This is a genomic window from Paraburkholderia kirstenboschensis (assembly GCF_904848585.1).
GTDB lineage: Bacteria > Pseudomonadota > Gammaproteobacteria > Burkholderiales > Burkholderiaceae > Paraburkholderia > Paraburkholderia kirstenboschensis.
The window spans coordinates 479,575-498,812 of sequence record NZ_CAJHCR010000003.1; the positions used below are offsets into that span (position 1 = coordinate 479,575).

Consider the following 19,238-nt stretch of genomic DNA (forward strand, 5'->3'; position numbering starts at 1 on the left):
CGCCTCCGCCATACTTCGTTTCGCTGCCGGTGCGTACGAAACAGAACGCAAGAGATCAAGAGTGCTTTATGTGCGACACCTGTCGCCGATGATCACGATCCCCCGGTTGCCGGTCATCGGAAGATACGTTCGAACACTACGGCACCGCGTGCCGACAACGAGACAACCATGCTCAATTCAATCAAGCTCATCAAAAAGAACACTGCCCGTGTTGCCTGCATCGCACTTGTCAGCGTCAGCGCGTTGCTGACCGGTTGCGCAGGCGGCAGCGTCACCAATACGAGCGCGGCGACCGCGCAGCCGACCGTGCGTCCGGACAACATCTACGTCTACACCTTCGATACTCATGCGGACCAGGTGAAGCTCGACGGCGGCATGCTGCAGAAACTGAAGGCGCATATCGACGGTTCGTCGGCAGCACAGAAGCAGTCCGACGACGCCACCGAAGTCCGCGAGCAGGTCGCAAACGAAATCGTGCATCAGTTGCAGTCGATGGGTCTGCGCGCGATCCGCTCGGACATACCCGCGCCCGCCGATCAAAACGTGCTGATGGTGCGAGGCAGCTTCGATACGATCGACGCGGGAAACCGCAGCCGTCGGACACTGATCGGTCTCGGCGCCGGCAAGAGCGTGGTGAGCAGTTCGGTGCAGATCTTCTATAAGCCCGCAGGCGGCGCACCGCAGCTAGTGCAAACCTTCGACGCAAGCGCCGACAGCGGCAAGACGCCGGGCATCGCGGAGACGGCCGGCGTGGGCGCGGCGGCGGGAGGTATCGTGACCGCGGCGGCCGTGGGTGGCGGTTTGCACGCGGTCTCCGAAACGAAGCGCGCTGGAGTGTCCGCCGACGCAACGCGGCTGGGCGATGCCGTGGCGAAGCAGATCGCGCAAATCGGCGTGAGCGGCGGCTGGCTCTCGAGCAGCCACATCAAGGGCTGACGACGGCCGTGCGACTCGGGCGTGAGCCGGGCCGCACGAACTGCATGCAGACCGCCGTGCTTTTCGCAGTCGCGCGTCGCCAGCAACCGCCGCCACGACAATCAGTTTGTCTCGCGCCAGAGATTGCGCATGAGCTCAAGCAAAGCGGTCGGCGCGGTACCCTTCTGGCAATAGCCGTCGAAGTTATGCCGGCCACGACCGGTTTCCCGCACATGGTCTTCGTCGAGCGAGGTAAACGCGACAATGCCAAGACTCGGCGTGGGCAGATAACTGCGCAGTGCGCTCGCCGTTTCGTAGCCGTCGCGCTCCGGCATCATGATGTCGAGCACCACCACGTCGGGCACCCAATCTTTCACGCAGCGCAGCGCCTCGTTACAACCGATCGCCGCGCGAGCTTCCACACCCTCGTACGAGAGATAGGTAGCGAGCGCTTCCGCAGCGCCCGCGTTGTCGTCGACCACGAGGACGCGCGGCACCTCGTGCAAGACCCGCACCTGGCGGGCGCTCCATCTCTGGCAGCTACTCGTTGTTTGGGGCATATCACGATTCGCGATAAAAAACTATCGCAGCGCAGCAAGTGGCATACCACGCCGCGCCTGCAGGAACGTCATCGCGTCGCTCTCCCGCGTCGCGCCGGGCAGGCAGGATTGGAATACCGCACTTGCCTTTCCCGGCCGGCTCCGCACGCGAGCTCCGGTTGTGCTAGCCGAATGTAAATGCGTACGCACTCACCCCTGAATCGAGAAACTGGATCTCGAACGTTCGGTCCTGCACCGGCCCGCTTTGCCGCACGAGCTGATAAAGCCGCTCTTTATCGACAAGGCCCACTCCGTTCGCGTCCGTGTCCGCGCCATGCGAAGCGCCCGGCGGCTTGCCGTCGATCGTCACTTTGAACCTCACCGGCTTGCCGTCCGCCATCGGACCGAGCACCAGATGCAGGTCGCGCGCGTGGAACCGGTAAGCGATCTTTCCACCGCTTTTGCCCAATTGCGCGCGCTCGCCGGCGACATTCCACTCGCCGTCGAGGCTCCAGTTTCCTGCGGGCAGTCGGGCGGGCGAGCTGTAAGTGCGAAGCGCGTCTGGCGCGAGCGCTTCCGGCGACGCAAAACCCTCCGCCTGGCGATAACCGACGTAGGTCTCGCCCGAGCGCAAATCCTGCGGGTCGGCGGCGGCTTCAATTCCCGTCGCTTTCGCGGCACCCGCGGGCGCCGGCAGCTTCGAATGCCCCGCGTCCGCCAGCAATTGACGGATGACTTCTTCCGATTGCTCGTACCCGCCCTCTCCAAAGTGGTGATAGCGAATGTCGCCGTGCGCATCGACGATATAAAAGGCCGGCCAATACTGATTGTCGAACGCCTGCCACACGGCGAGCTTGTTATCGATGGCGATCGGATAGTCGACACCGAGATCCGCCGCGGCCCGCTTCACGTTGGCAATGTTGTGTTCGAATGCGAATTCCGGTGCGTGCACACCGATTACCACGAGCCCCTGATCGCGATAGCGGCTCGACCACGTCTTCAGATACGGCAACGTACGCAGACAGTTGATGCACGAGTACGTCCAGAAATTGACGATCACCACTTTGCCACGCAGATCGCCCGTTTTCAGAGGTGGCGAATTCAACCAGTCGACCGCGCCCGACAGCGACGGCATTGCGCCTTCCACGGGCAGCGCAAGCGGCGCGGCAACACGCATGGGATTAGATATTTCGCCGCCCTCCGCGCTCGCGCTGACCTTCAGCAACGCGCCGGCGTTCGGCCGCTGCGCATTCGCCCTCGGCGACCAGCGCTGAACGAGTTTTCCTTCGATGCCGGTGGTATTCAACGAAGGCACATAGGCCAACGCACGCGTATCCACGCCGAGCGCGATTGCCCCAGCGGAAACGAGTACCGCCACGCCGAGCACCTGGCGCAGGCGCTCGCTCACTCCGTACCCGCGCTTGAGCATGGCAAGCAGCCGCCCGCCGATTGCGAGGACGATGGCAAGCGAAGCCGCCGCGCCCGCTGCGAACGCGAGCAACGGCAACACACTCGCACTGCCAGGGCGATGCAGAATCACGCCCGTCATCACGAGACCGAGGATCGGGCCCGCGCACGGGGCCCACAGCAGCCCGGTCGCGACGCCGAGCAGCACCGACGACATCACGCGAGGTTGGCCGCCGTCGCGGCGCAACGCGCCATCGAGACGATTGCCGGCACTGACGAGCGGATGCGTGAGCCGCTCTGCCATCGACGGAAAAAGCAGTGCCGCGCCGAATACGCCGAAGAACGCGAGCGCGATCCACCGGCCGTATTCGTTGACGTGGGCGACCCAGCTGCCGCCGGCCACGGCGAGACTCGCGACAGCCGCGAACGTCAGCGCCATGCCGGCCAACAGCGGCAAGCCGTGCCGGACGAATGACTGATCGACGCGCGCAAACACGAGCGGCACGACCGGGAGAATGCACGGACTGAGAATGGTGAGCATGCCGCCGGCAAAGGCGAGAAGTATGAGCAGCATAACGATGTCCTTTCGTTCAATGAGTTCGTCGACCAGATCGATAGAGCGGAGCCGAACGCTTACATGCATTGAACTACCGGCACGTATCGGGCTTGTGTCGGTGCACGCGGCGAAGTGCAAGTTCATGTATCGGCGGCTGCCTGGATACAGTGCGACACAAAAGTCGTTGAGCCTCGCGGGCCGGGCATGACTTTGTATCTCAGCGTATCGAGCGGCCATGCCGACACAAAACATTGCGCGCGAGCTCGGGCAGCGACATATGCCAGATACGTCGAGAGCGTCCAATGACGTCATGTCTACCGATCAACCCTTGCGCGCAGCCCACGTCTTCTGAAAGGACAATCGATCATGTACGCCCGACTCAAAACCATCGCCACTATCGGCTCATTCATCGCGCTTGCGTTGCTTGTCAGTCTGCTTGCCACGCGCGGCAGCGCGCTTACCGCCGCCGAGCGCAATACGCCGGCCGCGCCCCAGATAACCGGCATCGACACGTGGCTCAACAGCCCGCCGCTCACACTGCCGCAACTGCGCGGCAAGGTCGTGCTGGTCGACTTCTGGACGTATTCATGTGTCAACTGTGTCAACACGCTGCCGTACGTCAAGGGCTGGTACAAGCAATATGGCAATCAGGGACTGGAAGTGATCGGGGTTCATACGCCGGAGTACCCGTTCGAACGCGACGTCGGGCACGTGAGCGCGGCACTCAAGAAGTTCGACATTCGCTACCCGGTGGCGCTCGACAATCAGTACGCGACGTGGAACGCGTTCAATAACCAGTACTGGCCCGCGCTGTATCTGTTCGACAAGGCAGGCCACGTCGTCTACAGCCACTTCGGCGAAGGCGACTATGCACAGACGGAGGCAAAGATTCGCGAGCTGCTGGCGCAACCGGGTTGATGTCGTGCGGCAGCGCCGCATTTCGGTATTGACGACGCCAGGTCCGCCTGCGAGCATGCGTCAATCGAAATTAACCAGGCTTTGCGACGGCCCATGCGAGCACCCAATCATCTGAATGCACTGCGCGCTTTCGAGGCGGTCGGTCGGCATCTGAGTTATGTCGCCGCTGCGGAAGAACTGCACGTCACTCCCGCCGCGATCGGCCAGATGATTCGCGGGCTGGAGGAAACGCTGGAGATGGAGCTATTTCATCGCTCGACGTCGGGCGCGTCGCGGCTCATGCTGACCGACGCGGCCCGCGCGGCCATGCCCGAACTGCAAGCGGGTTTCGAATTGCTCGCGACGGCGGTCGAGCGTCTGAAGGCCAGCAAGGAGCGCATCACGGTGACTGTCACCGTGCCGCCTGCTCTCGCTGACAAGTGGTTTTTGTATCGGGTCGAACGATTTCAGCGCAACCATCCGCGCTACGATCTGCGCATCGACCTGTCGCTAAAACTCGTCGACTTCACCGCTGACAGAGTGGATGCCGGCATCCGTTACGGCACGGGCCAGTGGCCGGAGCTTACTGCGACGTTCCTGATGCGCGACGAGTTCTTCCCCGTGTGCAGCCCCGAGCTACTCGAGGGCGAACATCCGCTGAAGACGCCCGCCGATCTGAACTACCATCCGTTGATACACGACATATCGATGCGCACGGCCCCCACCTTTCCCACCTGGCGGTCGTGGGTGCAAAAGACGGGTAACGCGGGCGTCGTCGACTGCGACCGCGGGCTGCAAATCAACGACTCCGCCGCCGCGATCCACACAGCAATATCAGGGAACGGCGTGGCACTCGGCAGAACCTGTCTGGTGGAGCGCGACATCGCGGAAGGCCGCCTGGTGCGGCCATTTGCGGAGGCGCAGACTTGCGAACTCGCCTACTACGTGGTCCACAGAAAAGACAACGGCAACGAGCCCGCCGTGGTCGCATTCAAGGAGTGGCTCCTTGCGGAAGCCAGCGCGCGGTAGCCGTGTAGCTCAATCGGTCTTGCCGCTCTCAACGCTTTTCAGCGCTTTCTGCTTGCGGTATTCCTGAACCGGCAAGCCGCCCCAACCCCAGTTTTCCATGTCCACTTCTTCGATCACGACAAACGTGGCTTCGAGCGGCTTTTTCAGTACGTCGAGCAACACGTGGCTGACACCGCTGATCAAGCGCGCTTTCTCATCGGCAGTGACCGATGATGCGCCGGGTTTCGTTCCCTCGCGCGTAACCTGAATCGTGACGATTGGCATGTCGTTCTCCATGGCAAAGCGGGCGCCGCCAATCGGCGCCCGAATATTTTCGATGGTTTAGTGACCGGCGCTCTGGCCGCCGTCTACGTGCAGGATTTCGCCCGTCACGAACGGTGCCGAGTCGAGATACAGCACAGCCTGCACGATGTCGTCCATTTCGCCCATGTGACCCATCGGGTGCAGTGCACCAAGCGCCGCGTGCGTTTCCACCGCATGCATCGGCGATTTGATGATGCCAGGCGACACCGCGTTGGCGCGAATCCCGGTTTTTGCATATTCAATAGCGATCGACTTCGTCGCCGCGTTCAGGCCGCCCTTGGTCAACGAGGCAAGCACCGAAGGCACGCCGTTGATCGCGTGATCCGTGAGGCTCGTCGTAATGGTGACGATGTGCCCGCTTTGGTGCTTCTCCATCTCGGCAATCGCAAGCTGGGTGATGTTGAAAAAGCCGTCGAGGTTCACGCCTTTCACCAATGCGTAGTCTTCGGCCGTATAGCTGGTGAAAGGCTTCGCGAGAAAGACGCCTGCGTTGTTGACGAGCGTATCGATGCGGCCGAAACGTGCGACGCCTTCCGCAATCACACGCCGCGCGGTGGCCGGATCGGCGATGTCGCCGGCGACCGTGGCGATGTCCGGGTCGTCGAACGGGGTAATGCCGCGCGCCGTTGCGATCACACGATAACCGCGTTGACGGAACGCCTTGACCAATTCGGCGCCGATGCCTTGCGATGCACCCGTCACGACCGCGACTTTTTCCGACGTATTCATGTTGTGCTCCAAAGTATTTAGATTCAGATATGAGAGCGCGCTGCCTGGCGTGCTGCTTGGCCGTCTGCCGCTTGCTGAAGTGGCTTTTGCAGTGCGTCCTCGGTGACTGAACTATCGGCTTTGCGCCGCCATTGGACAAACGAGAAGATCTGCTGCGGCGGGAAAGAAAAGCTACGGCGGCCGCGCGTGTTGCGACGAGCAGCTAGTCGATATCGGACAGCGTGGAGCGGCAGCGGCGGTTGCTAGTGCCCATACCCGACGCTGGCAGGCGCGGCGCGCATGGCGGGCAGGCACAGTGCATGCGCAGTGCAATCCAGCGCTGCGGCCCGCCGGGCGGGCTCAGGCATCGGCTAATCGAGAGCCGCGGCGCGCATCATGTTCAACGGCGAGGCGTATATGAACAAGCTCTCATCCCCCGCGGCGGCGTCGAAAAAACACGGACGGTTGCGTAACGCTTTCACCATCGGCGTCAACGCAGGCAAGCGTTTCATGTCGGACCGCTGCCCGATGATGGCCGCCAGCGTCGGCTTCTATTCGGCTTTCTCGCTGGCGCCCACGCTCTTGATGGTGCTCGCCGTCGCCGGCTGGTTCTTCGGCGAAGATGCGGCACGCGGACGTCTGTTCGATCAGATGCGCGGCATTCTCGGCAAAGACGCGGCCGAGGCGATGCAGACCATCGTCGAGCACGCGCATCGGTCGAGCGGCAGCGGCATCGCCGCAGTGGTGTCAGTCGTGCTGCTGATCGTCGGCGCATCCGCGACTTTTACTTCACTGAACACCGCGCTCGATGTCGTCCTCGAAGCCTCGAAAGACGCTAAAAGCAAGGGCAGCATCACTTGGCTCGTGCGGACCCGGCTGGTGTCGGTCGGCATGGTGCTCGGCCTCGGCTTTCTGCTCGTCGTGTCCCTCGTGCTCGACACCGCGATCACTTATGCGGGCCACGTGATGTTCGGCGATTCGCCATTAGTCATCGTCACCACGATCTTGCAAACGCTAATAGGACTTATCGTGCTGGGCGCCGCGTTCACCGCGCTCCTCAGGTGGATGTCGGATGCACGCGTTAGTCTCATGCACGCCGCGATTGGCGGGATGACAGCGGCAATACTGTTTTCGGTCGGCCGGCATTTGTTCGGCCTTTACCTCACGCATGCGGGCACAGCCAGTTCGTTCGGCGCAGCCGGCTCGCTCGCGGTGTTGATGATGTGGCTGTACTTCTCCGCAGCGGTGTTTCTGTTCGGCGCGGAGACGACGGCGGAACTCGCAGGACGCAACGAAGTGAAGGACGAACAGAAGGATCGGCCGTTGTCGGTGGGGGCGGCACGCTCACGCGGTTGACCGCGCGGTTGCGTGACTTTCCCACCTTGGTCCATTGAGTCGCCTTCGAAGCAACTGGCACGATCCATCTTTACCTCCTTTTTATTTTTAAACGCACTATCCGCCACTGAGCTATGCGAGTCCAATTAGCTGTGCGCGGCGCGAATACCAGCGCCACCCGTCTTTCTAAGAGTCACAGATGAAGCGCGGCCTTGGTCGATTGCCACCCGTCTTCAACCGTCTGCATGCCACTGTCAATAGCCCTGCCGGTTGCATTGGCGGCTGAACGGGCGCCCTGCCGCACCTGTTGGGTTACGCTGGCTGCTTTCTGTTTCAATGCGTCCAGAGCCGAAGAGGCTTCCTTCTGCACCATATCTACTGAATCAATGACGACCCGCTGACCTTCGTCGATTTTTGTGATCACCACTTTCCTGCTGGTCTGATAGACCTCGACAGCGTATTTCTGACCCGCGGCCACGGTGTCCACTACAAATGTTTCCCCGACCTTGTACGTCTTCGTCGCAATCATCTCACCCGCCTGCCAGGTTTCCACCACGATATGTCCGGCGGCGTTGTAGACCTTGATGACCGCCTCCCTGGCGGCGTTCGCGTTGGCGTCGAGCCACTGCAAGCCTTCAGCCAGCACATTGTGGCTGCACTCGGTCATACCGCGCGGCCGGAAATAGCTGAAGGGTTCAACTCCGCACAAAAAGCCCGCCTTCGAATCATGCACATACTTGCTGATCAGGCCCAGCACGTCGTCGCTCGCTGTGGTATCCCAGGCCTGAAGACGCCACGCCTCGGGCTTCACTAGCTGGCCGTAGACTGATCCAATGACCTGAAGAGGACTCTCTTCCCCTAACACCAGACCCGCTGCCGCCCGACGGCTGCGCAGTGCCTTTACTTCCTGCGCCATGCTCGCATGGCCGAGGAGTCTGTGGCCGATATCAGAATTATTGTCGGGTGTCCTGACGCCTCGCCGGGACATCGTTCCATACGCCGAATACAGCGCCTTCATATGTGCGTTGACCACGTCCTCAATGGAGCCGCGGGTTGGCACTGCGCGCATGTAACGTGCGAACGCGGTTTCAGCTTCGGGGGTGACGGCGAAACGTTGGTTGAACAGCGCTTTCATTTTGGAATCCTTTGCCATGTCGCTATACGACAGCAAACGGGCTCCAGCCCTTAGCGCCTCGCTCATCATGTCCCTTAAGGGTATGCGGGCGTAATTGTTGGAGATCCTTTGGTCGACTGGTTCGTAACCGCCGCCGACATCGGAGTGCACACCGGGATAGACGGTCTCGCTCCAGTTTGGCATAAGCTTCCCGTGCTGGCGGATCAGATCGACGGGGAAAGAAAAACGCATTTCGTGAGCCGCGACATAATGAACACACCGTTCGACCGCACCGGGGACTTTCAGATTTTTTTCCGTAAAGAACGAATCCATATTGACCGCGGGCCCGCCGAAGGACGCCACGGTGTCAAATAGGCCCATGAAATGAATGCGAATCGGAAAGCCCTGATAGGTTAGTTGCCCTTGTGTGTGGGTTTTGCAGTCCTTTAGAAAGTCATTCGCGAAGGCTCGCGCCAGCGCCGCTCCACGCGAAAAACCGAATACCGACAGATTGATCATCTTGATCAGACGATGTGCGGCGAGTGCCTTGCTCAGTTCACCCAGGCTTTCGCCCTTGCTTTTCTCGGCATAGGCTTTTGTCGTCGCGTTCAGCTTCTTCGCATTGTCGAGCAGGACAATTCGCAGTTTGTCATTAACGTTGTTCTTTCCAAACTCGGTCCGGCGGGTCCCACCTGCGCCACCGAACCCACCGCCTACCTTGTCCTGAGTTGTTGTCCACGCCTCGTCCAACCAGTCGGTCGCCGTGCCATTGAAAGCCGTACCTACTCCTGATATGTAGATGGGGTAATCCGGTCCTCCTTTTTCTGCGATTAGAAACGCTGCCTGCCACATTTTTGCGGGATTGGCCCACTTCTTCGAAGCCTCATCAGCGTCCTTGTTATTGCCTGTGCCATCAAAAAACAAACTGATGTTGACCACGTCAGAACAGTCTTGCTTCGGACTGGGCGGACTATTCGGAATATCACGGTTGCCGGAAACAGCGGATTGCAACTGTTCATTTGCCATGCTTTCTCCTCTCGTCGAGGATCTTTCCACGAGGCGTCGGATCGGGTATGGACTCGTCAAAAACGAATTCGGCTGTGTCATCCGGATAGATGTTCACCGCCAGGTAACGGGCGTCTGCAGGAATCCGCTCCTCGGTGAGAGTGATGGTATCTCTGATGGAGATCGTTTTCCCCGACCCGGCATCGCGCCACGTTAAAGCCTGCTTTCCGAATGGCACCCGGATGCCGGTAATCATGCCGTTGGTTCCATGGGAGTTGGCGCCGCCGATCCCAGAGCCATTGAGCATGACATCGAATATCGGGTAATCCAGGTAGCTGTACAGCACAACGGAGAGCACAATGTCATTTTTCATAAACAGTCTCACTTTGTGGTTTTCATCACTGCACGCAACCAAGGGGTAAGCAAGGCCGAGCGCAAGACATCGGATCAACGTTCGACGGGTTGGATTAAAAAGCATGAGTTCTGCATTCCAGGTTCAAGGTTGAATTCGTGAGTGGGGATTTTTTGGTGCAAGGTATTACGTTCACGGAAATTGCTCTAGCGCTTCTGCCAGGCTGATCTGACTCTCTCGAACACCTTCCACCAAGCCTACGATCACGCGGTTCTCATACACCTGGTTACCGTAAATCAGCGCAGCGCAGATGTAGTTAATGATGTCCCTCACCTGCGCCTGCAATTCGCCCGGCGTGTCATCCGCGACGAACTGGTTCGACGCGCTTCCCTTCAGATCGCGGCTGCGCATCCCCGAGGGCATGTGGTTACCCTGTAGCGGCCACGGCGGCAGGCTCAGCTCCCTTGCTGCTTTGCTTTGCGCCAATTATGAGGAAGCCAGGTTCACGGGGGTATCAGACCAGCGTTGGATTTCTGCAGGATTGATAGGAAAAAGCATGCAGAAAATTCAGATTGCGATGTGGCATCGCGACCGTCGGCCCAGAGCATCGCCCAGCGGGCAGTTGCGTATGTCCGGCGCAAGAAAAAGCCCGCGCGGGGCGGGCAAAAGCAGTCGTGCGCTAATCGCGGAAAGTCGATGAAGGTTATTGGACAACGTCCCGAGAGCGGGCGAGCAGGACATCAGTCCGCGATATGGGCCGCGGAAGCGGAGCCATCCGCCAACCCTGAGGAAAGAAATGATCCGCGAAAAAGGGCAACCCGAAGTCGCCCAAAAGGCTCCTCACCGGTGCGCGGTGCAGGCTTGCACCTTGGCCCATTGACGGCAGCACCGCGCGCCAGAGAATCTCGACAACTGCCGTACCTACTGCTGCACCCCCCAGCGCCGCACCGTAACCCGCTCCAGCGTATCGAACACCAGGTGCTCGACCAGCAGGCCGATCACGATCACCGCAGCGAGTCCCGCGAAAACGCGGTCTGTGTACAACTCATTGCGGTTCTGAAAGATGTACCAGCCAAGTCCGCCGTTGCCCGAACTCGCGCCGAACACCAGTTCTGCTGCAATCAGTGTGCGCCACGCAAACGCCCAACCCACACGCAAGCCCGCGAGAATAGACGGCAATGCGGCCGGCACGAGAATCAGCAATACATGGCGCATTCCCGTCAGGCCATAATTGCGTCCGGTCATGCGCAGCGTGGCCGGCACCGATTGAAAGCCGGAATACGTGTTGAGCGCAAGCGGCCACAGCACGGAGTGCACGAGCACGAACAACAGGCTGCCCGTGCCGAGGCCGAACCATAGCAACGCAATCGGCAACAGCGCGATGGAAGGCAAGGGGTTGAACATCGCGGTCAGCATCGACAGTAAATCGCGGCCCACGCGCGTGGACACCGCAAGCGATGTCAGCACGAACGCAAGCGCCGCGCCGAGCAGATAACCGCGCAGCAGTACCGACATCGACACGGCCGTCTTCTGCAGCAATTCTCCGGACCACACGCCCTGCACGAATGCGCTGAACGTCGCGCCGAACGTGGGCAGCAGCAGATCGTTATCTACCACGCGCGCCGCAATTTCCCATGCAGCGATCAGCACCAGCGCAATCAGCGTTTTGCGCAACCAGGTTTGCGCGAAAATGCGCCTGGCGAGCGGCAACGGTGCCTCAATGACGAGCTCGCCGAGCGGTTCCAAAGGACGTTCATATTCGTCGCGAACCGGCGGCAACAAGGTGGCGGGCGAACTCATTGCACGGCCTCCGTCTCTTCGAACAACAGATGATGAATACGTGCGACGCTGCGCTGGAAATCGCTGCGCCCAAAGCTGTCCTGCGAATACTGATGACTGTTCAACTCCGCACGCACGCGGCCTGGATGAGGCGACAGCAACAGAATGCGGTTGCCCACCACGAGCGCCTCCTCGATTGAATGCGTGACGAAGAGCAGCGTGAAATTCACTTCTTCCCACAGGCGCAGCAGTTCCTCCTGCATCTTGCGGCGCGTCAATGCGTCGAGCGCGGCAAACGGTTCGTCCATCAGCAGCACGCGCGGCTGCATGGCGAGTGCCCGCGCGATGGCCACGCGCTGCTTCATTCCGCCCGACAACGTATGCGGATAAGCGTTCGCAAACCCGGCGAGGCCGACTTTCTCCAGATAATGCAGAGCACGCTCGTTGGCCTCCGCGCGAGAGAGCTTCTTCGCGACGCGCAGCGGAAAGGCTACGTTTTGCAGCACTGTCTTCCACGGCGGCAACTGGTCGAACTCCTGGAACACGACAATGCGGTCGGCGCCGGGGCCGCGCACGATCTGGCCGTCGAGCGAAATGGTGCCCGAGGCCGGCTCGATGAAGCCGCCCACCGCCTTGAGCAGCGTCGACTTGCCGCAACCCGACGGTCCGAGCAGCACGAAGCGGTCGCCGCCGTAGACGTCGAAGCTGACGTCGTGCGTCGCGCGGACGATGCGCCCGCGCGTCCGGTATTCCAGGCTGACGTTCTCCACCGCGAGCAGCTTTTCGCTGACTGCGGGGCCGCTGCGCCCAGTGCGCCCAGTGCGCTCGGCGCGGTCTGGAAAGAGAAGCGTAGGATTAGCCACCATCGGATCGCCCCCAAGATGTGGATTGCGCGGAACCGTCAGGCACTCGCTGCACTCCGTCGATGTTAAAAACGCGGCGCGTCATGTTCAGCTGCCTGCGGCCGTTGCGGGGTCGTCGAAGAAATAGTCTTTCCACGACTTCGGTTCGTTTTTGATCGCACCCACGCGATACATGAATTGCGCGAGCCCCAATGTGTTTTGCGGCGCGATCTTGAACTCCACTTGCGGATTTCTGATGATCTTCAGCAGCAGCGCACGGTCGATTTTCGATTTGTTCGTGCGCACATAGATGTCGGCCGCAGCCTCCGGGTTCGCGGCGATGAATCGAGACGCGTCGCCCAGTGCATCGACAAAAGCGCGGTAAGTCTTCGGACTGCCGTCGCGGAATTTTTCCGTTGCATAAAGCACCGTTGCCGAACTCGGCCCGCCGAGCACATCGTACGAATTCAGCACGATATGCGCCTTCGGGTTCGCTGCGAGTTCCTGATCCTGAAACGGCGGATTGCCGAAATGCCCGCTGATTTCCGTGCCGCCCGCGATGATCGCCGCCGCCGCGTCAGGATGCGGCAGTGCCTGAGTGTATTTGTCGAGGCGGTTGTATTCCTTGTCGCCCCAACGCTTCGCCGCAGCGTATTGCAACACGCGCGACTGCACCGACACATTCACTGCGGGAACGGCGATGCGGTCTTTAGCGCTGAAATCGGCGATGGTCTTGACGTCAGGATTGTTACTCACCAGGTAGTACGGCAGATTGCCGAGCGAAGCCACGCCCTTCACATTCTGCTTGCCGTGCGTGCGATCCCAGATGGTCAGCAACGGGCCCACACCCGCGCCTGCAATGTCCACCGCGCCCGACAGCAATGCGTCGTTGACGGCTGCCCCGCCAGAGAGCTGCACCCAATCCACCTTGATATCTAGGCCCTGCTTGCGGCCCTCCTTCTCGACGAACTGCTGATCGCGCGCAACGTTCAACAGCAGATAGACAATGCCGAATTGCTCGGCGATACGGATCTGCCCTTCGGCTCGAGCAGGCGCGGCTGCGCTCATGCCAGCCGCGCCGACAGACACGGCGAGCAACGTTGCAGCGAAACGACGGGCAAGCGACGACCGCGAGGCGGTCGAGTGAAACCTGGCAAACATCGGAACTCCGGTCGGCGAGAGATGTAAATTGTTTGAGTTGTCTGCGATAGCGCTACGCTCGGCGCGCCGGGTGTTATCAAAACGGCACATCGCCTTCAATCGTCGTGCGATAAAGCTTGCGGCGCAGATGGTCAGGCGTGCCCGCCGCGAGGTGCATCAACGAGCGGTTGTCCCAGAACACCATGTCGTGCTCGGCCCAGCGGTGCCGGTACACATGCTCGGCACGCACGCTATGCGCGAAGATTTCGTCGAGTAATTGCCTGCTCTCGTCTTCCGGTAAGCCAATCACGCGCGTCGTGAAATGTTCGCTGACGAACAGCGCTTTGCGCCCGGTCTCAGGGTGCGTGCGCACGATCGGATGGACCACCGGCTTCACTTGCGCGATCTGCTCGGCGGAGAGATTCGGCCGCCACGGGCTGCGTTTTTGCAACTCGGCGTATTTCGCGAGATACGTGTGCTCTGCGGAGCGGCCTTCCACCGCGCTGCGCAAATGCGCGGGCAACGTGTCCCACGCAAGGTGCATGTTGGCGAACAGCGTGTCGCCGCCTTCGGCCGGCAATTCCTGTGCGTGCAACAACGAGCCGAGGCTCGGTTTTTCCTTGTACGACAGGTCCGAATGCCAGTAGTGGCCGGCGTCGCCAAGACCGATTGGCTGCCCGTTTTCGACGATGTTCGACACCACCAGTACTTCCGGATAACCAGGCAACTGGAACTGGTGCAGCACGTGAATCTGCAACGGACCGAAGCGGCGGCTAAATGCAATCTGCTCGTCGGGTGTGATCCGCTGATCGCGGAACACCAGCACATGATGGTCGAGATGCGCGCGGTGAATGCGTGCGAAGTTCTGCGCGCTGAGCGGCTTGCTGAGATCGAGCCCGAGCACTTCGGCTCCGACGGGGCCGTCGAAAGCGCGAATCTCGATGTGCTGATCGGCGATGGCGCCGCCGGCGTCGTGCGCGGCGGTGGGAGCAAAGGCTGTCGTCACGGGAAACTCTTCGTCTTATCTGTTCGCGGAACGCCGTACAGGCGCAGTCAGATGAATGTACCGGCGCACACGCGCGAGGACAACGAAGCAAATCCGATACGGTTATCTGCTGAAGTGATAAACCCGATGTTTTAACGCGCGAGAGCCCCGCGCGAGCGTGTGTTTGCGCTGTGCGTCACAGTCGTCCGGGACGCGGATCGGGCACGAAACCGTCGCGATTGGGCATCGCGACGCGCGGCAGCGAAGCCGCGTCCAGCCGCGTATCGGCGGGAACGATGCCGTTGCGGTTCAGCAGGAATGCACTGAGCGCATAGACCTCGTCGGCGGAAAGGGATTCGGGCGCGTTGTAGGGCATCGCACGGCGGATATAGTCGAAGAGTGTCGTTGCGTAAGGCCAGTAGCTGCCTATGGTGCGCCTTGGCTTTGCGCTCGCCAACGTGCCCTGGCCGCCCACCAGCGGATCGCCGAGACCGCCTTCGCCCTGCGCACCGTGGCACGCCGCACATTTCGCGGCGAACACATGCGCGCCGGTCGCAACGTCTCCGCTGCCCGCGGGCAGGCCGCGGCCGTCGGGTGCCACGTCGATGTTCCATGCGGCGATAGCCTGCTCAGTGAGCGGCGTGCCGACATCGTGCGTTTCGCTTACATTGCGAGCATCGGGAGCAACCGATGAGCATGCAGCGAGCGCCATGATCGACACCAGCGCGACGTACGCTGAACGTACCGAAGTACCCGTTGAACGGCGCTCACGCATTGCGCACCTCGCCGCTGGCATCGACACGCCATTGCTGGATCGCGTTGTAGTGGTACTGCGAATTCAGGCCGCGCGCGGCGACCAGTTCCGCGCGCGTGGGCTGCACGTAGCCCGTCGAATCGGTGGCGCGAGAAAGGATCGCGGACGGCGTGCCGTCCCAGCGCCAATCCGCCTCGAAGCGCGTCAGCGCGCGATCGCGTGCGACGCTGTCCAGACGCGCGAGCCGCCAGGACGCGCCGCCGTCGGTCGATACTTCGACCTTGCGAATGGTGCCGCGCCCCGACCACGCAATGCCGCTGATCGGGTAATAACCCTGCGTGGTGAGGCGATGCCCCGGCGACGGCCGCGTAATGACCGACTTCGCATCCATCTCGAACACGAATTGGCGCGCGCTGCCGTCCGCCAGCAGATTCGTGTATTTCGACGTCTCCTCGCGGGTTTGCAGCGGCGCGTCGACCACTTTTAGCCGCCGCAACCATTTGACGTTGGTGTTGCCCTCGAATCCGGGAACGATCAACCGCAGCGGATAGCCGTTTTCGGGCCGCAAGCGTTCGCCGTTTTGCGCGTAGACCACGAGCGCGCGATCGAGTATGCGGTGAAGCGGCAGGCTGCGCGTCATGGCGGCGGCGTCCGCGCCTTCAGCGAGGAGCCATGGGCCGTCGCCAGTCTTGCCTTGCGTCGACACGCCGCCTACCTCTTCCAGCAATGTGGAAAGACGCACGCCCGTCCATTCGCAGCACGACAACAGACCGTGTGTCAGTTGCACGGGCAGACCGCTCGGACCGTTCCACTCGCTGCCGGTGTTGCCGGAACATTCGAGAAAGTGGATTCGCGACTCCGCGGGCAGCCGCAGCAGATCGTCGATTGTGAACAGCTTCGGCGTGCGCACGAGGCCATGAATCGCGAGGCGGTGTTGATCGGGATCGATGTCGGGCACGCCACCATGATGACGTTCGTAGACGAGCCCGTTCGGCGTAATGGTGCCGAAAAGATCCGCGAGCGGCGTCATCGACGAGGCCGCGCCAGGCAGCGGCCATGCGCGTGCGCTGCGGCGCACCACATCGGCCTCGCGCGGCGACGGCACGCCGTACGGATGATCGAGTACCGGCGCGCCGGGCGTGCGGCTCGACGGTGCAACTTCGAGCGGCCGCAGCAGCTCGCCTGCGGCCGCAGCTTGCGACGCAACCAGACCGCCCGCGGCGAGACGGCCCAGCAGCCGGCGGCGGCTACGCGATGGCGGCAGATCGGGCGGCGTTTTGCTTGGGGTCATTGCGGCAGCGGCGCTTCATGGAGAAGTCGACGATGCTAGCAATGCGCGCCGCCGCGGCCAAACGATCAATCGTGATATGCATTGCAGCGAACGCAGGCGTGTCCGCTCTACGCCACCGCCGCAGGCGACGCCTTCACGAGATTGCGCAACGTGAGCCTCGCCTCCAACCCGCCGCCGGCGCGATTACGGAGTTCGAGCGTTGCATCCATGGCGAGCGCCAGTTGCCGCGCAATCGCGAGACCAAGCCCGGTTCCGCCGGTCTGACGGTTACGCGACGCTTCGAGCCGGTAGAACGGCTGGAACACTTCTTCGAGCGAATCGGCCGGAATCCCGGGGCCGCGGTCGAGCACGGCGACGCTCGCCTGTCCATCGGGCAACATGGCAATGTCGATCTCCGCGCTGCCGCCGAACTTCAGAGCGTTATCCACCAGATTGCCGACGATGCGCCGCAACGCCTGCGGGCGCGTCATTAGCGGCATGCCGAAGCGCCCCTGCAATGACACCGCCTGACCAGCATCTACATAATCGCAAACCAGACTGTCGAACAGCGCATCCGGGTCGATACGGCACGGCAATTCCGTTGCGCCGTGCAAGGTGCGCGCATACGTGACGCCCTCTTTCACGAGCGCTTCCATTTCCTGCAAATCCTGGCGCAGTTTGATGCCTTCAGATTCGGCGTCCATCATGTCGACGCGCAAACGCATGCGCGTAATCGGCGTTTGCAGGTCGTGCGAGATGGCCGCGAGAATCTGCATGCGTTCGGTGACGTACATCGCAATGCGTTCCTGCATCGCATTGAATGCACGCGCGGCGCGCGCGACCTCGGAAGGTCCGTTTTCACTCAGGCGCGCTGCCTTGAGATCCGGGCCGAGCGCGTCGGCGGCGACCGCCAGATCGTGCAGCGGGCGCGTGGCCGTGCGCACGGCCAGCCAGCAGCAGCCGAGCAGCACGACGAGTTGCAGCAGCAGCACGAGCGGCAACCAGCGCGATAACGGCGCCCCGGACATAGGGCGCATGTCGATGGTGAGCGGCGTGCCGTCGGTGAGCTTCAGGTGAACCTGCAGCCGTTCACGGTCGCCCGGGACCGCATTCACCGTGAGCGGATAGTTCGTGCCTATGCCCTCGTCAATAGAGCGAGCGACGCGCGCCGACAGATTAGCGTCCACCGGCCCGCCGCTCACGCCCGGCCCGAGCATGAATTCGTAGCTGCGCCGCGCGAGACGCGGCAGCCACTGCGCACGTTCGTTAGCGGGCAGGTGGTCGAGCAGCGCGACGGAACTCGCAACCTCACGCTCGATGTAGCCCATCATCACGTTCGTCATGGTCTGGTCGCGCTCGGTCATGGTGAGCCAGAACGACAACGCCTGCGCGGAGGCGAGCCCAACGAACAGGATCACCGTCAACCTTGCGAAGAGCGTACGCGGCCAGTGCAGCGACGAAATGAGGTTCATTGCTGGTCCTCGATCGCACTGACGGACGCGGAGAACACATAGCCCTCGCTGCGCAGCGTCTTGATGTAACGAGGTTCGCGCGCGACGTCGCGCAAGCGCTGACGCAGGCGGCTCACCATCAGGTCGATAGAGCGGTCGAATTGATCCGCTTGACGGCCTTGTGTCAGATTGAGCAGTTGGTCGCGTGTCAACACGCGCTGCGGATTATCCAGAAACACGCGCAGCAGACGGTATTCGGCGCCGCTTAGCGCGACCATCGTTCCTTCGGAGTCGAGCAGATGGCGCGCCGTGGTATCGAGCCGCCAATCGCCGAATTCCAGCATTTGCGCAGTCTCCGTTACCTGCATGCCGGGCGGCAGCATGCGCGCGCGGCGCAGCACGGCGCGAATGCGCGCGAGCAGTTCGCGCACGGCAAAGGGCTTTGGCAGATAGTCGTCGGCGCCCATTTCAAGACCGAGAATGCGGTCGGCTTCCTCGTTGCGCGCTGTCAGCATCAGCACGGGCACCGCGCGGAACTTGCTCGCGCGCAACTCGCGGCATAGCACGAGACCATCTTCGCCGGGCATCATCAGATCGAGCACGATCAGGTCGGGCGCGCCTTGATCCAGAACGGCGCGCATCTGTCGTCCGTTGGCGGCGAGCGAAACGCGCATGCCGTTCTTTTCGAGGTAGCCGGCGATCAGTTCGCGGATCCCGCGATCGTCGTCGACGATCAGTACGTGGTCGATCGTGTCCATCAATGGATCATCTCTTTTGACGTTTCACCTGCACCCGGCTCGTACACAGCATTGAACACTGCACCGGATGCGCCCATTCCGCAGCCACGCCGCCCGCGA

The 19,238-nt window shown here is 61.7% G+C and carries 19 protein-coding genes; 4 read left to right on the plus strand and 15 right to left on the minus strand.

The annotated features are described in order from the left end of the window. Positions 1-168: 168 nt before the first annotated feature. Positions 169-936, plus strand: coding sequence for a DUF4410 domain-containing protein (locus JMY24_RS11955; RefSeq protein WP_201702099.1), 768 nt, complete (start codon positions 169-171; stop codon positions 934-936). Between the two features lie 101 nt (positions 937-1,037). Here JMY24_RS11955 and JMY24_RS11960 read toward each other — a convergent pair whose 3' ends face one another. After that, positions 1,038-1,430, minus strand: a complete 393-nt coding sequence (locus JMY24_RS11960; protein WP_128586342.1) for a response regulator — start codon at positions 1,428-1,430, stop codon at positions 1,038-1,040. Positions 1,431-1,638: 208 nt separating this feature from the next. Then, positions 1,639-3,435, minus strand: a complete 1,797-nt coding sequence (locus tag JMY24_RS11965; protein ID WP_128596367.1) for a cytochrome c biogenesis protein DipZ — start codon at positions 3,433-3,435, stop codon at positions 1,639-1,641. A gap of 348 nt (positions 3,436-3,783) precedes the next feature. Between JMY24_RS11965 and JMY24_RS11970 the strand changes: the two genes are divergently transcribed. After that, positions 3,784-4,335 carry a thioredoxin family protein gene (locus tag JMY24_RS11970; protein WP_128596366.1) on the plus strand — a complete coding sequence of 184 codons (552 nt, stop codon included), beginning with the start codon at positions 3,784-3,786 and terminating at the stop codon, positions 4,333-4,335. A 93-nt stretch (positions 4,336-4,428) separates the two neighbouring features. Further along, a complete protein-coding gene (locus JMY24_RS11975) occupies positions 4,429-5,343 on the plus strand; it encodes a LysR substrate-binding domain-containing protein (protein ID WP_128596365.1) in 915 nt (304 codons plus the stop codon). A gap of 9 nt (positions 5,344-5,352) precedes the next feature. On the opposite strand, the gene JMY24_RS11980 is transcribed toward JMY24_RS11975, so the two are convergent. Together JMY24_RS11980 and JMY24_RS11985 are read right to left on the minus strand one after the other, a co-directional pair. Then, positions 5,353-5,607 carry a tautomerase family protein gene (locus tag JMY24_RS11980; protein WP_128596364.1) on the minus strand — a complete coding sequence of 85 codons (255 nt, stop codon included), beginning with the start codon at positions 5,605-5,607 and terminating at the stop codon, positions 5,353-5,355. A 57-nt stretch (positions 5,608-5,664) separates the two neighbouring features. Then, positions 5,665-6,375 (minus strand): SDR family NAD(P)-dependent oxidoreductase, encoded by a 711-nt coding sequence (locus JMY24_RS11985; protein ID WP_128596363.1) that lies wholly within the window; start codon positions 6,373-6,375, stop codon positions 5,665-5,667. A 396-nt stretch (positions 6,376-6,771) separates the two neighbouring features. On the opposite strand from JMY24_RS11985, the gene JMY24_RS11990 reads away from it, so the two are divergent. Continuing rightward, the gene (locus tag JMY24_RS11990; RefSeq protein ID WP_201702101.1) at positions 6,772-7,710 is read left to right on the plus strand and encodes a YihY/virulence factor BrkB family protein; all 939 of its coding nucleotides are present in this window, start codon (positions 6,772-6,774) and stop codon (positions 7,708-7,710) included. Between the two features lie 172 nt (positions 7,711-7,882). Here the strand turns inward: JMY24_RS11990 and JMY24_RS11995 are convergent, their stop codons facing one another. The 11 genes from JMY24_RS11995 to JMY24_RS12045 form a co-directional block, all read right to left on the minus strand. Next, positions 7,883-9,829 carry a T6SS phospholipase effector Tle1-like catalytic domain-containing protein gene (locus tag JMY24_RS11995; RefSeq protein ID WP_201702103.1) on the minus strand — a complete coding sequence of 649 codons (1,947 nt, stop codon included), beginning with the start codon at positions 9,827-9,829 and terminating at the stop codon, positions 7,883-7,885. Next, the gene (locus JMY24_RS12000; protein WP_164853884.1) at positions 9,819-10,181 is read right to left on the minus strand and encodes a hypothetical protein; all 363 of its coding nucleotides are present in this window, start codon (positions 10,179-10,181) and stop codon (positions 9,819-9,821) included. Before JMY24_RS12000 ends, JMY24_RS11995 begins: the two co-directional genes overlap by 11 nt. Before the next feature lie 171 nt (positions 10,182-10,352). Beyond that, a complete protein-coding gene (locus JMY24_RS12005) occupies positions 10,353-10,646 on the minus strand; it encodes a hypothetical protein (RefSeq protein ID WP_201702104.1) in 294 nt (97 codons plus the stop codon). 435 nt (positions 10,647-11,081) lie between these two features. Next, positions 11,082-11,960: an ABC transporter permease gene (locus tag JMY24_RS12010; RefSeq protein ID WP_201702105.1), complete on the minus strand. Its 879-nt coding sequence runs from the start codon at positions 11,958-11,960 to the stop codon at positions 11,082-11,084. After that, positions 11,957-12,805 carry an ABC transporter ATP-binding protein gene (locus tag JMY24_RS12015; protein ID WP_128598607.1) on the minus strand — a complete coding sequence of 283 codons (849 nt, stop codon included), beginning with the start codon at positions 12,803-12,805 and terminating at the stop codon, positions 11,957-11,959. The genes JMY24_RS12010 and JMY24_RS12015 overlap by 4 nt, the downstream gene beginning before the upstream one ends. Before the next feature lie 84 nt (positions 12,806-12,889). Beyond that, positions 12,890-13,942 (minus strand): ABC transporter substrate-binding protein, encoded by a 1,053-nt coding sequence (locus tag JMY24_RS12020; protein ID WP_128598608.1) that lies wholly within the window; start codon positions 13,940-13,942, stop codon positions 12,890-12,892. Positions 13,943-14,018: 76 nt separating this feature from the next. Continuing rightward, positions 14,019-14,927, minus strand: a complete 909-nt coding sequence (locus JMY24_RS12025) for a TauD/TfdA dioxygenase family protein (protein WP_128598609.1) — start codon at positions 14,925-14,927, stop codon at positions 14,019-14,021. A 175-nt stretch (positions 14,928-15,102) separates the two neighbouring features. Next, a complete protein-coding gene (locus tag JMY24_RS12030) occupies positions 15,103-15,681 on the minus strand; it encodes a c-type cytochrome (protein WP_128598610.1) in 579 nt (192 codons plus the stop codon). After that, entirely contained in the window at positions 15,674-16,951 is a 1,278-nt protein-coding gene (soxC, locus tag JMY24_RS12035; RefSeq protein WP_201702106.1) for a sulfite dehydrogenase, read from the minus strand. The genes JMY24_RS12030 and soxC overlap by 8 nt, the downstream gene beginning before the upstream one ends. 107 nt (positions 16,952-17,058) lie before the next feature. Then, positions 17,059-18,402 (minus strand): ATP-binding protein, encoded by a 1,344-nt coding sequence (locus tag JMY24_RS12040; protein WP_201702107.1) that lies wholly within the window; start codon positions 18,400-18,402, stop codon positions 17,059-17,061. Next, positions 18,399-19,139 (minus strand): response regulator, encoded by a 741-nt coding sequence (locus JMY24_RS12045; protein ID WP_128591602.1) that lies wholly within the window; start codon positions 19,137-19,139, stop codon positions 18,399-18,401. The genes JMY24_RS12040 and JMY24_RS12045 overlap by 4 nt, the downstream gene beginning before the upstream one ends. Between the last annotated feature and the right edge of the window lie 99 nt (positions 19,140-19,238).

What these genes read in the sequence shown, in the direction of transcription:
- JMY24_RS11975 (WP_128596365.1), top strand. Translation starts at nt 4,429, where the DNA reads ATGCGAGCACCCAATCATCTGAATGCACTGCGCGCTTTCGAGGCGGTC.
- JMY24_RS11955 (WP_201702099.1), top strand. Translation starts at nt 169, where the DNA reads ATGCTCAATTCAATCAAGCTCATCAAAAAGAACACTGCCCGTGTTGCC.
- soxC (WP_201702106.1), bottom strand. Translation starts at nt 16,951, where the DNA reads ATGACCCCAAGCAAAACGCCGCCCGATCTGCCGCCATCGCGTAGCCGC.
- JMY24_RS11980 (WP_128596364.1), bottom strand. Translation starts at nt 5,607, where the DNA reads ATGCCAATCGTCACGATTCAGGTTACGCGCGAGGGAACGAAACCCGGC.
- JMY24_RS11985 (WP_128596363.1), bottom strand. Translation starts at nt 6,375, where the DNA reads ATGAATACGTCGGAAAAAGTCGCGGTCGTGACGGGTGCATCGCAAGGC.
- JMY24_RS12020 (WP_128598608.1), bottom strand. Translation starts at nt 13,942, where the DNA reads ATGTTTGCCAGGTTTCACTCGACCGCCTCGCGGTCGTCGCTTGCCCGT.
- JMY24_RS12015 (WP_128598607.1), bottom strand. Translation starts at nt 12,805, where the DNA reads ATGGTGGCTAATCCTACGCTTCTCTTTCCAGACCGCGCCGAGCGCACT.
- JMY24_RS11970 (WP_128596366.1), top strand. Translation starts at nt 3,784, where the DNA reads ATGTACGCCCGACTCAAAACCATCGCCACTATCGGCTCATTCATCGCG.
- JMY24_RS12000 (WP_164853884.1), bottom strand. Translation starts at nt 10,181, where the DNA reads ATGAAAAATGACATTGTGCTCTCCGTTGTGCTGTACAGCTACCTGGAT.
- JMY24_RS12030 (WP_128598610.1), bottom strand. Translation starts at nt 15,681, where the DNA reads ATGCGTGAGCGCCGTTCAACGGGTACTTCGGTACGTTCAGCGTACGTC.
- JMY24_RS11990 (WP_201702101.1), top strand. Translation starts at nt 6,772, where the DNA reads ATGAACAAGCTCTCATCCCCCGCGGCGGCGTCGAAAAAACACGGACGG.
- JMY24_RS11995 (WP_201702103.1), bottom strand. Translation starts at nt 9,829, where the DNA reads ATGGCAAATGAACAGTTGCAATCCGCTGTTTCCGGCAACCGTGATATT.
- JMY24_RS11965 (WP_128596367.1), bottom strand. Translation starts at nt 3,435, where the DNA reads ATGCTGCTCATACTTCTCGCCTTTGCCGGCGGCATGCTCACCATTCTC.
- JMY24_RS12045 (WP_128591602.1), bottom strand. Translation starts at nt 19,139, where the DNA reads ATGGACACGATCGACCACGTACTGATCGTCGACGACGATCGCGGGATC.
- JMY24_RS12040 (WP_201702107.1), bottom strand. Translation starts at nt 18,402, where the DNA reads ATGAACCTCATTTCGTCGCTGCACTGGCCGCGTACGCTCTTCGCAAGG.
- JMY24_RS12010 (WP_201702105.1), bottom strand. Translation starts at nt 11,960, where the DNA reads ATGAGTTCGCCCGCCACCTTGTTGCCGCCGGTTCGCGACGAATATGAA.